13 protein-coding genes are annotated in these 12,835 nt (G+C 48.0%); 6 read left to right on the top strand and 7 right to left on the bottom strand.

Annotated elements, in window-relative coordinates; genetic code table 11:
* Window positions 1-236: 236 nt before the first annotated feature.
* Both A9237_RS08155 and trhA read left to right on the top strand, forming a co-directional pair.
* On the top strand, window positions 237-1,043 hold the full coding sequence (locus A9237_RS08155; RefSeq protein WP_020196732.1) for a sporulation protein: 807 nt from the start codon (window positions 237-239) through the stop codon (window positions 1,041-1,043).
* A gap of 72 nt (window positions 1,044-1,115) precedes the next feature.
* On the top strand, window positions 1,116-1,769 hold the full coding sequence (trhA, locus tag A9237_RS08150) for a PAQR family membrane homeostasis protein TrhA (RefSeq protein WP_020196733.1): 654 nt from the start codon (window positions 1,116-1,118) through the stop codon (window positions 1,767-1,769).
* Window positions 1,770-1,807: 38 nt separating this feature from the next.
* Here the strand turns inward: trhA and A9237_RS08145 are convergent, their stop codons facing one another.
* The 6 genes from A9237_RS08145 to def form a co-directional block, all read right to left on the bottom strand.
* Window positions 1,808-2,446, bottom strand: coding sequence for a DUF3157 family protein (locus A9237_RS08145; RefSeq protein WP_078608014.1), 639 nt, complete (start codon window positions 2,444-2,446; stop codon window positions 1,808-1,810).
* Between the two features lie 25 nt (window positions 2,447-2,471).
* Window positions 2,472-3,917, bottom strand: coding sequence for a TrkH family potassium uptake protein (locus A9237_RS08140; RefSeq protein ID WP_038896194.1), 1,446 nt, complete (start codon window positions 3,915-3,917; stop codon window positions 2,472-2,474).
* A 9-nt stretch (window positions 3,918-3,926) separates the two neighbouring features.
* Window positions 3,927-5,303, bottom strand: a complete 1,377-nt coding sequence (trkA, locus tag A9237_RS08135) for a Trk system potassium transporter TrkA (protein ID WP_005440765.1) — start codon at window positions 5,301-5,303, stop codon at window positions 3,927-3,929.
* 64 nt (window positions 5,304-5,367) lie between these two features.
* Window positions 5,368-6,651, bottom strand: a complete 1,284-nt coding sequence (gene rsmB, locus A9237_RS08130) for a 16S rRNA (cytosine(967)-C(5))-methyltransferase RsmB (RefSeq protein WP_020196736.1) — start codon at window positions 6,649-6,651, stop codon at window positions 5,368-5,370.
* 82 nt (window positions 6,652-6,733) lie between these two features.
* Window positions 6,734-7,681 (bottom strand): methionyl-tRNA formyltransferase, encoded by a 948-nt coding sequence (fmt, locus tag A9237_RS08125; RefSeq protein WP_038896195.1) that lies wholly within the window; start codon window positions 7,679-7,681, stop codon window positions 6,734-6,736.
* Between the two features lie 33 nt (window positions 7,682-7,714).
* Window positions 7,715-8,233, bottom strand: coding sequence for a peptide deformylase (def, locus tag A9237_RS08120; RefSeq protein WP_033006323.1), 519 nt, complete (start codon window positions 8,231-8,233; stop codon window positions 7,715-7,717).
* Window positions 8,234-8,371: 138 nt separating this feature from the next.
* Here def and A9237_RS08115 point away from each other — a divergent pair, with 138 nt between their 5' ends.
* From A9237_RS08115 to A9237_RS08100, 4 genes are read left to right on the top strand one after another with little or no spacing between them, the layout of a single operon-like run.
* Complete coding sequence (locus tag A9237_RS08115; RefSeq protein ID WP_078608013.1) at window positions 8,372-9,466, top strand: LysM peptidoglycan-binding domain-containing protein; 1,095 nt, start codon at window positions 8,372-8,374, stop codon at window positions 9,464-9,466.
* Window positions 9,450-10,559, top strand: coding sequence for a DNA-processing protein DprA (gene dprA / locus A9237_RS08110; RefSeq protein WP_078608012.1), 1,110 nt, complete (start codon window positions 9,450-9,452; stop codon window positions 10,557-10,559). The genes A9237_RS08115 and dprA overlap by 17 nt, the downstream gene beginning before the upstream one ends.
* Window positions 10,560-10,561: 2 nt before the next feature.
* Window positions 10,562-11,041, top strand: a complete 480-nt coding sequence (locus A9237_RS08105) for a DUF494 family protein (protein WP_005429833.1) — start codon at window positions 10,562-10,564, stop codon at window positions 11,039-11,041.
* Between the two features lie 22 nt (window positions 11,042-11,063).
* On the top strand, window positions 11,064-11,633 hold the full coding sequence (locus A9237_RS08100) for a DNA topoisomerase family protein (RefSeq protein ID WP_009708006.1): 570 nt from the start codon (window positions 11,064-11,066) through the stop codon (window positions 11,631-11,633).
* Between the two features lie 64 nt (window positions 11,634-11,697).
* Here the strand turns inward: A9237_RS08100 and A9237_RS08095 are convergent, their stop codons facing one another.
* A complete protein-coding gene (locus A9237_RS08095) occupies window positions 11,698-12,831 on the bottom strand; it encodes a 5-(carboxyamino)imidazole ribonucleotide synthase (protein WP_078608011.1) in 1,134 nt (377 codons plus the stop codon).
* Between the last annotated feature and the right edge of the window lie 4 nt (window positions 12,832-12,835).

The raw sequence follows: 12,835 nt of genomic DNA, 5'->3' as shown, positions 1-12,835 counted from the left end.
TGAGCTTCAACTGCTTGAAGGGTGGCTCTTCTGGCTCTCGCCAATCCAAATAATGAATCAGGAATAACGATATGCATGCATATCATGTATAGGTTAGCACTCCTGTCATAATTGGTCGATAGTTGAGCAGTTGAATTGTATGGAATTTATGGTTTTCTGTGCGAATTCGAGACGAAAATTTGTTTTGATCCCATGATCAGCAGTAGTAGTATGAGATCTCTACCAAGGAGGTGCATATGTCATTTTTGAAGAAGACACTTGCGAGTTTTGGGATCGGCAGTGCTAAGGTCGATTCGATCCTAAACCAAGACGTGCTGTTTCCCGGTCAGAGTGTGGATGTTTCTATCCACGTTTATGGCGGAGCGACCGAACAAGCGATCGATAACATCGATCTCAAGCTGTGTTGCCGTTATATCGCGGAAGCGCCAGACGATCGCGGAGCAAGAGAAGGGCACAGCATGCGACGCGTACCCCAAACGCATGTTCTGGCAAAGTGGAACCTCCCATACGCATTTACTATCCATCCCGGCGAAGATCGAACCTTCGAAGTTAAACTTGATGTGCCGTGGAATACCCCTGTCACCATCGGTGATGCCAAAGTCTGGTTAGAAACGGGTTTGGACGTTGCGATGGCTCTCGATCCTACCGACAAAGACATTCTCACCGTTAGACCTGACCCACTTATGGATGCCGTTTTGTCTGCTTTTGAATCGCAAGGTTTGCGCATTCGCCAAGTAGAGTGCGAAGAAGTCAAAGGCTTTGACCTGCCATTTGTACAAGAGTTTGAAATGGTGCCAACCGATGGCCCGTATCATGGCGTATGGCGAGAGTTGGAATTTGTTGCTCACCGCGACGAGCAGAACCTCAAACTGTGGTTTGAAGTGGACCGCACCCGCAGCGGAGCAAGTGGCATGCTGGCAAGCTTACTCGGGAGTGGCAAACTAAAACGCGAACTGAGCATCCCGGTGAACACTAAACTGGATGACGTTGGCCCATTAATCCTGAATTACCTCGAACAAACCACGGCTGCACACGAGTCTTAATTTAAGCTTACACGTGTACGCTTAATGTGCCATACTAGAGTGAATATTCAAAACTCTAGTATAGGCACGTTCATGTCCTCACCTCAGAAAGCACAATACAGTCAGGGCGAAGAACTGGCCAACTCCATTACCCATGGTATCGGAATGATTTTCGGTATTGTTGGCTTGGTACTACTATTGATTAAAGCTGTCGACCACCAAGCCGACGCGTTAACCATTACCAGTATGGCGATCTATGGTTCTAGCATGATAGTCCTGTTTCTGGCCTCTACGCTCTACCATGCGATCCCATATCCAAAAGCTAAGCGTTGGCTGAAAACCTTCGACCACTGCGCCATCTATCTTTTGATTGCCGGTAGCTACACACCGTTTCTATTGGTGAGCCTGCGGACCCCATTGGCGATTGGATTGATGATTGTGATTTGGACCATCGCGCTGATCGGCATCATCATGAAAGTCGCGTTTGTCTACCGATTCAAAAAATTGTCTTTGATGACGTATTTGGTGATGGGCTGGTTATCGTTGATCGTGATTTACCAACTGGCGATAAATCTGGATATTGGTGGTTTGACGCTTTTAGCCGCGGGTGGATTGGTGTATTCGATCGGGGTGATTTTCTACGTTGCCAAGCGAATCCCATTTAATCACGCAATTTGGCACGGCTTTGTGTTGGCGGGTTGTGTGTGTCACTTCTTCGCGATTTATTACTTTGTCGAGCCTATCTAACTGATAGAGATAAACCCGACAAAGCATGTCTTATCGTATTAGCGAGTTTTCACTTCTAATACTTCTGCTGAGAACTGGTATTGCTGCGACTGTGGCACTGCCAGTTTAACCGCTTTACCTTGCTCGGCCTGTTGTGGGCGAAGGTAGGTATCTGCCATGCGTTTGATAGATTGCCAAACCGTGATGTTTTCTTTCGCCAATTGTTTGCCAGTCATATCGAATACCTGCACTTCCACTTCTACCTGAATCACTGATTGTGAGCTTTGGTTCGTGATAGAAGTAGGGAAGATCAGTTCACCATCCTCGTAGCTTGCCGAGCCAATCAATACATCCACACCTGAATCAGACAGCTGCATGGTTGGCTTCTTCGCGTTTACAACAACGGTGGTACCGACTTTCTTGGTCACAACTGGAATTGTCGCCATCTTCGTTGTTGCAGGAGCTGATGTTGCCACGGCTTCAACGGCGGTGGTTGAGGCTACGACAGCCGCAGCTTCTACTGCTTCAACTTTCTCTAGTGTGGTATCTGCGGCTTTTGGTGTGGCCTTTTTCACGACATATTCCCACGTGAAGTCGTCGTTCAGTTTTACTTCGCGTCCATCCGCCAGTTTCACAACTTCGGCTGCGTAAACCGATGAAGAGGCGAGTAGGGTCGCCAGAGTGATCCATGTTTTCATTGTTATACCTTTTATTTGAGTCTGTTTAACGGCGCCAAAACGCAGGGAAGAACAGTACAAGAATAGTCAGAATTTCCAAACGGCCCATCAACATACCAAAGCTTAGTAGCCACTTAGCTGCGTCTGGTAAAGGTGCAAAGTTACCAGTTGGGCCAATCACGCTGCCCATACCCGGACCCACGTTCGCTACTGCGGTAATGGAACCAGAAATACTGGTCACAGGGTCTAGGCCAAGTGCACTTAAGCAGCCTGCGATAAAGATGATGGTGATAAAGAACATCAAACCAAATGCCACCACTGAACGAACAATATCGTCATTCACTGGGCGTTGGTTGTAGCGCTGAACGAACACGCCAGATGGATGAATCAGCTTCATGATTTGCTTGTTAAGCAGCGTCATCGCGATCTGGAAGCGGAAGATTTTAATCCCGCCGGAGGTCGAGCCCGAACACGCGCCCGCCATCATTAAGAAAGCAAACAGCGTGGTAGGTAGAGCGCCCCATGCGGTGAAGTCTTCTAGACCAAACCCAGTTGTCGTCACCACCGATACGATGTTGAACATTGAAACGCGCAGTGCATCCAAAATGGTGTAACCATCGCGAATCACCAACCAAGCAGAAATCACTAAGCTAGAGAATAAGAACAAGTAGGCAAAACCGCGTACCTGAGCATCTCTAATTAATACTTCGACACTGCGCTTGCGTAGCGCGGCAACAAACAACAGGAATGGCAGGCCACCAAGGAACATAAAGGTGGTCGCGACCCAGTGCGCACCATTAGAGAAGTGGTTCATCGAACCGTCTGATGTTGAGTATCCACCCGTAGATAGGGTTGTAAACGCGTGGTTGATTGCTTCAAACAGGTTCATGCCAGTCAGCAAATAACCCACAATACACAAGCCTGTCAGCATCAGGTACACCAATACGATGTTCTTCGCGACGGTCTTGGCTCTCGGGCTGCTCTTATCAGACCAATCAGACGATTCGGTTTGGAATAGCTTCATACCACCAACGTTAAGCATTGGTAGAATAGCTACCGCCATTACGATAAAGCCAATACCACCCAACCATTGCAAGATGGAACGCCACAACAAGATACTCGGTGCCATGTTGTCTAAACCACTGAGTACAGTAGAGCCTGTGGTGGTGATGCCAGACATGGTTTCGAAGTAGGCGTCGGTAAAGCTAATGTGGTTGATAAACACAAACGGCAATGCAGCAAACGCACTGGCGATGGTCCATACCAAACTGGTGATAAGGAACATATCACGCACACTGAGTTTGAACTTGGCGGTTCGACCAATCGTCAAACAGATGAATGCGGCTAGGTGGGTGATCACAACGGCTTGGGCGAAATCGAGGAATCCGCCCGTACCAGTGAAAAACGCGACCAAAGTCGGCACGTACATAAAAAGGGCCAGTTTGGATAAAACCAGCCCGATAACAAACAGTACGGGACGTAAGTTGACCATAGGAAAATCCTAGAGGAAGAATGGACTCGGCTGGAACAGCGCTTCGACGTCTGGTACGTACTTTTTGTCGACCAGGAACATCACGACGTGGTCATCTTGTTCGATGACGGTACGATCGTGTGCGATAAGGACTTCTTCGCCACGAACGATAGCACCAATGGTGGTTCCTGGTGGGAGTTTGATATCACCAATCGCGCGACCGACCACTTTTGATGTGGTTTCGTCACCGTGCGCAACGGCTTCGATGGCTTCTGCCGCGCCACGACGCAGAGAAGATACGTTAACGATGTCAGCACGACGAACGTGCGTGAGTAGAGCAGAAATCGTCGCTTGCTGTGGTGAGATCGCCACATCAATCACGCCGCCTTGTACTAGGTCGACATAAGCGCCGCGCTGGATCAGCACCATCACTTTCTTCGCGCCCATGCGTTTTGCCAACATCGCTGACATGATGTTGGTTTCATCCTCGTTGGTTAACGCGATGAACACATCTACTTGGTCGATGTTTTCTTCGGTCAGCAGTTCTTGATCCGCAGCATCACCACAAAAGACGATGGTGTTTTCTAGCTGCTCAGACAGTTTTTCTGCACGCTGATAGTTACGCTCAATCAACTTCACACTGTAAGCTTGCTCTAGGCGTTTTGCTAAGCTGGCACCGATGTTACCACCACCGACAATCATGATGCGGCGGTAAGGTTTCTCAAGGCGCTGAAGTTCACTCATTACCGAGCGAATGTGGTTACTTGCTGCAACAAAGAAGACTTCATCATCGGCTTCTATGATGGTGGTGCCTTGTGGGCGAATAGGGCGACCTTGACGGAAAATTGCAGCAACACGAGTATCGATGTGTGGCATGTGTTCACGCAGAGCAGATAGAGCGTTACCAACCAGCGGGCCACCATAGTAGGCTTTTACTGCGACTAGGCTGACTTTTTGCTCGGCAAAGCTGACGACTTGCAATGCGCCAGGATATTGGATGAGGCGTTCGATGTAACTGGTTACCAGCTCTTCAGGTGCGATAAGGTGATCGACAGGGATTGCACCAGATTTGAATAGCGCTTCTTTTTCTGCCAGATACTCTGGAGAACGAATACGTGCAACACGGTTTGGGGTATTGTACAGAGTGAAGGCAACCTGACACGCCGCCATATTGGTCTCATCGGTGTTGGTCACCGCAACTAGCATGTCGGCGTCTTGCGCACCGGCTTCACGCAACACATCTGGGTGACTCGCGTGACCATTAACAACACGAAGATCGTACTTGTCTTGCAACTCTCGCAGTCGGTCGCCATTTTTGTCGACGATGGTGATGTCGTTATTCTCACCAACGAGGTTTTCTGCCAATGTGCCGCCAACCTGACCAGCACCAAGAATAATGATTTTCATACTCTTTACTCGTTATCTGAAAAAGGCGATTGAATTTGCTTCAATCGCCCTATTTAGCATGCTGTTACGCGTGTTTTTTCGTTAGCACTGCGTAGTAGAAACCATCCATATCTTCTTCACCTGGTAGAATTTGACGACCAGGTTGTTCGGGATCAGAGTCCACTAGTTGCGCATCCGCAGTACGTGCTAAGAACGCTTTTACTTGCTCTACGTTTTCTTGTGGTGTGATTGAGCAAGTCGCGTAAACCATGGTGCCGCCCGGTTTCAGTTGCGTCCACATTGCATCAAAAATTTCGCTCTGTAGTTCCGCAAGTGCGGCAATATCATCAGCACGACGTAGCCATTTGATGTCTGGGTGACGACGAATTACGCCCGTTGCAGAACATGGAGCGTCCAGCAAAATGCGATCAAATTGTTCACCTTGCCACCATTCTTGAGGATTACGCGCATCGCCGCAAACCACTTTTGCCTGAAGGTTGAGACGCTTCAGGTTTTCGTGCACACGCTTAAGACGTGTGTCGTCGCAGTCAATCGCTACCACTTCGCTGCCAGACGTACGCTCAAGAATATGTGCTGTCTTACCGCCCGGTGCTGCACAGCAGTCTAGGATCAGTTCGCCATCTTTTGGTTCAAGATAGTTAATCGACAGCTGTGCTGCCGCATCTTGCACCGATACCCAACCTTTTTCAAAGCCTGGTAGTTTCATCACATCGCATGGCGCGGCCAATTTTAGGGCGTCCATTGCTTGTGTGTGTGGCGTGCTATCAATGTTTTCATTTTTGAGTAGCGTTAGGTATTCATCACGAGTGTGGTGCTGGTGGTTTACACGCAGCCACATTGGCGCTTTTTGGTTGTTGGCTTCAACAATGCTTTCCCACTGTTCTGGGTAAGCTTCTTGCAGCAGTTTAAGTAACCAGCTTGGGTGGCCGTACTTGCCCGCATTGTTGCTGACCGCCATTTGGTCTAGTTCTTCTTGGTTGCGCTGGTAGTTACGCAATACCGCGTTGATAAGACCGCGCAGACGAGGACCTTTCAGCTCTTTAGTACCTTCAACCGTTTCACCGACTGCAGCGTGCGCAGGAATACGCATGAAGCTTAGTTGATAAATGCCAACCAAAATAAGGTGATGGAAAACGCGTTGTTTGCCTTTTAACGGCTTATCCATCAATTGGTTTGCAATCATTTCTAGGCGAGGGAGGTAACGTAGAGCGCCGTAACAGATCTCTTGTAGAAGAGCGTGGTCACGTGGTCGTACGTTTTGTTGAGCCGCTGGAAGAGCGCTTGAAAGTGAGTGGCCCTTGTCGACGACAAGATACAAGACGTTGGCAGCCGCAGCGCGAACATTCATGATGAGTACCTTAAAGTAAAGGAGGGCATCTCTGCCCTCTAAAAGTTCGTATTATTGGTCTTTGACACTATTGTCTGGCTTTTTAAACCAGTTGGGTGCCAACTTCAAACCAAGATGCACGTGAGTTCAAAATATCTTGAACTGACATGGCTTTTTTACCCGGAACTTGCAGTTGTTCCAGTACCAGTGTGCCATTGCCTGTCGCAACATAAATGCCGGTTTTATCTGCTTGCACAATAGTACCCGCTGGCTTGTCACTGGTTTGTTCCGCCACACGGCTTTGCCATACTTTGATGCTGTTTTCAGCCGCTTCAAAGTGGCTCATTGGCCATGGGTTGAATGCGCGAACGCAACGCTCGATGTGTGCCGCGTCGTCATTCCAATTAATGCGTGCTTCTTCTTTGCTTAGCTTCTTCGCGTAGTTTGCAAGCTCGTCATCTTGCTTCACTGGCTCAGCTTTACCTGTTGCGATGTCTGCTAGGCAGTCAATCAGAGCATCAGGGCCTAAGCCTGCAAGTTTTTCGTACATAGATGCGCTGGTGTCACTTGCTTCAATCGGCAATGTTGCGATTTTCAGCATGTCACCTGTATCCAAGCCAATGTCCATCTGCATGATGGTTACACCTGTTTCTGCATCACCAGCCCAAATTGAGCGTTGGATAGGAGCTGCACCACGCCAGCGAGGAAGAATCGAACCGTGCACGTTAATACAGCCCAGTTTAGGCGTATCTAGCACGACTTGTGGAAGCAATAGACCGTAAGCCACAACCACCATGATGTCGGCGTTCAGATCAGCAAGCTCTTGCTTGGCTTCATCTGATTTGAAGTTTTCTGGCTGGTATACCGGAATATCGTGCTCAAGCGCGATGGTTTTCACTGGGCTGGCAGTAAGCTTCTTACCACGACCTGCTGGGCGGTCTGGTTGAGTGTATACCGCAATTACTTCGTGCTCCGAAGACAACAACGCCGCCAAGTGACGGGCGGCGAAATCCGGAGTACCTGCAAAGACAATACGTAAAGACTGACTCAAGGTAGGCTTCCTTCTAATTAAATTGTATCGAGATTAAGCGTTTTGCTGTTTCTCGTTAAAGCGTTTGATTTTCGCTAGCTTGTCTTGAATACGCTTACGCTTAAGTGGCGATAGGTAATCAACGAACAGTTTACCCATTAGGTGGTCTAGTTCGTGTTGAACGCAGATTGCTAGCAGATCGTCAGCGTCAAATGTGTATTCTTTGCCGTCGCGATCTAGGGCTTTAACCGTAACTTCAGCAGCGCGAGGCACAAGTGCGCGAGCACCTGGTACCGATAGACAGCCTTCTTCGATGCCGTCTTCGCCACGCTTTTCCAGAATCTCTGGGTTGATAAGCACCATCGGCTCATCGCGAGTCTCTGAAATATCGATAACTACGATCCGTTTGTGGACATCAACCTGCGTTGCCGCAAGGCCAATACCTTCTTCGTCGTACATGGTTTCAATCATGTCATCGACGATTTTTTGAATCTCAGGTGTCACCTCTTCTACAGGTTTTGCAACGGTACGCAGGCGATCATCTGGGAATGTTAATACTTGTAATACAGACATATTCACTCGAAATATTGAACTGTGCCGTAACAGCACAAACCTTGTTGGCTCAATTCTAGACATTTTATGACCTAAATGACAGCATCCTGATACCAATTTCCATTCTGGTAACTGCCTAATAGACCAAGGACGAGGGTCATGAATCGAATTTTCCGCAACGTTTCTCGTATTACGTTGCCGTTACTTTTCTCTTTCAATGTTGTAGCAAATACGGACTCCCAACCACTTACCGTTAAAGATGATGCACCCAAAACTTACGTTGTGGTGAAAGGTGATACGCTTTGGGATATTTCAGCGATGTACCTTGATAGCCCTTGGTTGTGGCCTCGTTTGTGGCAAGTGAACCCAGAAATCGATAACCCGCACCTGATTTATCCGGGAGACAAGTTATCGCTGGTGTGGATTAACGGTCAGCCAGTCTTGAGCTTAAAACCCGTCAAAAAACTCAGCCCTAAAGCTCGCATCACTGAAAAGAAAGCGGTACCTACCGTAGCCGAAGGTTTGGTAATGCCGTACTTAAAATCCGATCGCTTAGTGGATGATGAGACATTAGAAAACGCGGCGAAGGTGATGGGCAGCAGTAAAGGCAGTAAATACCTGACTGCAGAAGACACGCTGTATATCAGTGGCAAGCAAGCATGGACAGATTGGGCAATCTATCGACCTGTGGAAACTTTCTCTCGAGATGATGTATCACAACAAATCACGGCATTACGTTTGATTGCCAAAGGTGAGTTGATCGAGGCGTCGGATGAATTTTCAGGACTGAAAATCACCACTCAACTGCAAGAGATTATCCGTAATGATATTGCTTTGCCGGTTCAAGCATTAGAAAACGGGGATTTCACGGCCACCTTCTATCCATTACCTTCTCCGCAAGGCAGTTCTGCTAAGTTATTGGGGAATATTGAAGGCATTCGCTTTAGCTCGACCAACCAAGTGGTGGTGATCGATAAAGGCACATCGGACGAACTTCGCCAAGGCAGTGTGTTCGATCTTAAAGAAGATGCGCATCCTGTTTATAAAGATGGTGATGACTTTGCCAAGGACAACGGTTTTCTCGACTCTAAGATCACTTTGCCACAGAGTAAAGTTGGTGAATTACTCGTGATTCGCCCTTATGAATATTTCAGCCTTGCTCTGATCACCAATAGCACCAAACCAATCAATAAAGAGGTATCTGTGGTTTCTCCTCTGGTAGAGGAATCAACCACCAATGAAACCACGCAATGATACGGATCTCGCTGCCTGGCTAAAGCTGAGTTGTTTGCCAGGCATTGGCGGGGTCAAGCTGAGTAAGCTACTGAGCAAAGACACGCCGAGTAATATTGTCCAATATTCCACGGAGCAGCTTCAGCTTTTGGGCTTAACGGCAAAACAACTGCAAGCGTGGTCACAGGTCGATAAAGAAGTCGATGCTTGTCTGACTTGGGCTGCAGCATCTTCTCATCATCATATTCTTACTTTGGCGGATGCTTTGTACCCGCCACTTCTCAAACAAACCGTCGCACCGCCTCCTTTATTATTCGTAAAGGGAGACGCGAGCTGCTTGTCTCAGCCACAAATAGCCATGGTTGGCAGTCGTAATGCCAGCGTGGATGGACTACAACATGCAAGAAGCTTTGCATCAGACTTGGTACAACACGATCTGATCGTCACCAGTGGTTTAGCATTAGGTATTGATGGTCATGCTCATGATGGCGCGCTTTTAGCTGGCGGTAAAACCATCGCAGTGCTTGGTTCTGGGTTGGAACAAGTGTACCCAGCAAGACACCGAGGTTTAGCGCAGCGAGTGATGGAAAATGGTGCGCTTGTCTCTGAGTTTCGTCCTGATGCTAAACCTCGCGCAGAAAACTTCCCACGTCGTAATCGAATTATCAGTGGTTTGTCGCTGGGTGTTTTGGTGGTGGAAGCGGCTGAAAAAAGTGGTTCCTTAATCACTGCTCGCTATGCCCTTGAGCAAGGTCGAGAAGTTTTCGCTCTGCCAGCTTCGATTAATGCTCCTAACGCCAGTGGTGGTAATCAATTGATTCGTAACGGGGCTTGCCTCGTACAAAATACTCAAGAGGTGCTGAATGAAATACAGTCTTTACTCGACTGGTCTATTAATCAGAGCTTAGATTTATTTTCTGCGCCAATTGATGAAGAAGAATTGCCATTTCCTCAGCTGTTAGCTAACGTAGGAAATGAGGCTACACCAGTTGATATTCTTGCAAGCAGGACCAATATACCTGTCCAAGAAGTCATGATGCAGCTCTTAGAGCTTGAGCTTTCAGGGCATGTTGTTGCAGTATCCGGTGGCTATATTCGAAAGGGGAGGGGCTAGCTATGATGATGGATATACTTATGTATCTATTCGAAACCTACATCCATAGCGATGCAGAGTTACAAGTCGAACAAGACGAATTGGAAGATGAATTGCTTCGTGCAGGCTTCCAGCAAAAAGACATCTACAAAGCCCTTGTCTGGTTAGAAGAGCTGGCGGCATTGCAACAAAGCGATGAACATTCAGCCATTTCAACCTGCATTGCATCGGCATCGACACGTATCTATACCGCTTCAGAAATGCAGCGACTGGACCTCGAATGTCGTGGGTTCTTGTTGTTCCTAGAGCAAATCAATGTTCTGACCACCGAAACGCGTGAGATGGTTATCGACCGTGTAATGGGGCTTGAAACCAATGAGTTTGAGCTTGAGGACCTCAAATGGATCATTCTTATGGTGCTGTTTAATGTTCCAGGCAACGAAAACGCCTACACGCTGATGGAAGAGCTGCTGTACACCAAGGAACAAGGTATTCTTCATTAATATCTTCGCTTGAGCGGTGAGTATGAGTAGTAAAATCGATCACAACCTTTTCTCGGCACACGAGCATGCGCTTGAGCGCGAACCTTGCCCTAAATGCGGTGGGGAAGTGTCGCTTAAGCACGGTAAACACGGTCCTTTTTTAGGTTGTAGCCAATACCCAAGTTGCGATTACATTAAGCCGCTACACAGCAATGACGGTCACATCGTGAAAGAGTTGGGTGTGCCTTGCCCTGAGTGTGGCAATGAATTGGTACTTCGCCAAGGGCGCTACGGTATGTTCGTTGGTTGTAGCCATTACCCAGCATGCCATCATATTGAGTCGATTAACCAACCTGAGCCAGAGCAGCAAGCGAAAGAGCAACACGCTTGCCCTGAATGTGGCAAAGGACATTTGGTTGAGCGTAAAACCCGATTTGGGAAAACATTCTACGCGTGTGATAACTATCCGAAGTGCAAGTTTGCGGTGAACTTGCCACCTGTTAGAGGCCGCTGCGAGGAATGTGGATTTACCTTGTTGGTAGAAAAGAAACTGGCCAGCGGGGTTAAACTGCAATGCGCGAGCCGGAAGTGCCAGCATACTCAATCACAATAACCTTCAGTACGAATTAAAAAGGGTCGCATCATGCGACCCTTTTGCTATTTATTCCGCTGCTTTTCTATGCTTGCCACTGCTTGGCAAATTCATGCACAGCAGGGAAAGCCTGTTCATCCAAAACATCTGCTAATGCACAAAGTTTGCGATTAAGTTCGCCAGTGTAGTCACCACATACGTTGATGTGGCCCATCTTGCGACCCGCACGTTTTTCTTTGCCATACCAATGAATGTGACAACCATCCATCGCTAGCAATGCTTCTGGCAGTGTGTCTTCACCAAGAATATTAATCATCGAGGTTTCACGAACCAGCTTAGTGCTACCCAAAGGCATGCCACACACGGCGCGTAGGTGGTTCTCAAACTGACAGGTTTCTGCACCTTGTTGAGTCCAGTGACCAGAGTTGTGTACGCGTGGTGCGATTTCATTAACTAGCAAAGTACCGTCAACATCGAAGAACTCCAGCGCTAGCACACCAACGTAATTCAAGCTGTTGGCAACGGCCGTGAACATCTGTTTTGCTTGCTCTTGCAACTCTGGTGCATCAATCGCGGTAGAAAGGCTCAATACACCATTGGTGTGGACGTTCTCTGCCAGAGGGTATACTTCAACGCTGCCATCTTTACCACGGGCACCAACCAGTGAAACTTCGCGATTAAAAGGGACAAATTCCTCAGCAACAATCGCTTGAGTTGGTGTTGCCGCGATGCACTCTGCCATCTCTGTCCAAATATCTTCGACTTGAGAAGTCTCTTTTAAGCGCCACTGGCCTTTACCATCGTAACCACCCAATGCACTTTTCAGAACCATTGGCATACCAACGTGTTCAATTGCGCGATCAAAGTCTTCACGAGTTTCGATTACGTAGTATTTCGCGTTACGCACGCCAGCATCATCAAGTAATGCCTTTTCAATGCGGCGATCACCACCTGCTTTGATGGCTTGCGTACTTGGTAAGAACTTACCGCTCGCTTCGCAAACATCGAGCACATCATGTGGGATATGCTCGAACTCAGCAGTAATGACGTCTACTTGTTCAATTGCATTCTCTAAGCCGTTGCCTAGTACGTGCTGAGTCAGTGGATGAACGATGTTACCGCTGCCCACATCGTAAGCTGATATTTGAATATTCAGTGGCGCACCAGCCAGAGACATCATACGAGCTAGTTGACCCGCACCAAGAACCAGTACATGCATCTGA

The organism is Vibrio owensii (assembly GCF_002021755.1).
GTDB lineage: Bacteria > Pseudomonadota > Gammaproteobacteria > Enterobacterales > Vibrionaceae > Vibrio > Vibrio owensii.
Note: the sequence above shows the minus strand (reverse complement) of the source record. Positions and strands in the feature narration are given on the sequence as shown.

Coding starts and splice junctions, on each gene's coding strand:
- A9237_RS08155 (WP_020196732.1), top strand. CDS start 237: ATGTCATTTTTGAAGAAGACACTTGCGAGTTTTGGGATCGGCAGTGCT.
- trhA (WP_020196733.1), top strand. CDS start 1,116: ATGTCCTCACCTCAGAAAGCACAATACAGTCAGGGCGAAGAACTGGCC.
- A9237_RS08145 (WP_078608014.1), bottom strand. CDS start 2,446: ATGAAAACATGGATCACTCTGGCGACCCTACTCGCCTCTTCATCGGTT.
- A9237_RS08140 (WP_038896194.1), bottom strand. CDS start 3,917: ATGGTCAACTTACGTCCCGTACTGTTTGTTATCGGGCTGGTTTTATCC.
- trkA (WP_005440765.1), bottom strand. CDS start 5,303: ATGAAAATCATTATTCTTGGTGCTGGTCAGGTTGGCGGCACATTGGCA.
- rsmB (WP_020196736.1), bottom strand. CDS start 6,651: ATGAATGTTCGCGCTGCGGCTGCCAACGTCTTGTATCTTGTCGTCGAC.
- def (WP_033006323.1), bottom strand. CDS start 8,233: ATGTCTGTATTACAAGTATTAACATTCCCAGATGATCGCCTGCGTACC.
- A9237_RS08115 (WP_078608013.1), top strand. CDS start 8,372: ATGAATCGAATTTTCCGCAACGTTTCTCGTATTACGTTGCCGTTACTT.
- dprA (WP_078608012.1), top strand. CDS start 9,450: ATGAAACCACGCAATGATACGGATCTCGCTGCCTGGCTAAAGCTGAGT.
- A9237_RS08105 (WP_005429833.1), top strand. CDS start 10,562: ATGATGATGGATATACTTATGTATCTATTCGAAACCTACATCCATAGC.
- A9237_RS08100 (WP_009708006.1), top strand. CDS start 11,064: ATGAGTAGTAAAATCGATCACAACCTTTTCTCGGCACACGAGCATGCG.
- A9237_RS08095 (WP_078608011.1), bottom strand. CDS start 12,831: ATGCATGTACTGGTTCTTGGTGCGGGTCAACTAGCTCGTATGATGTCT.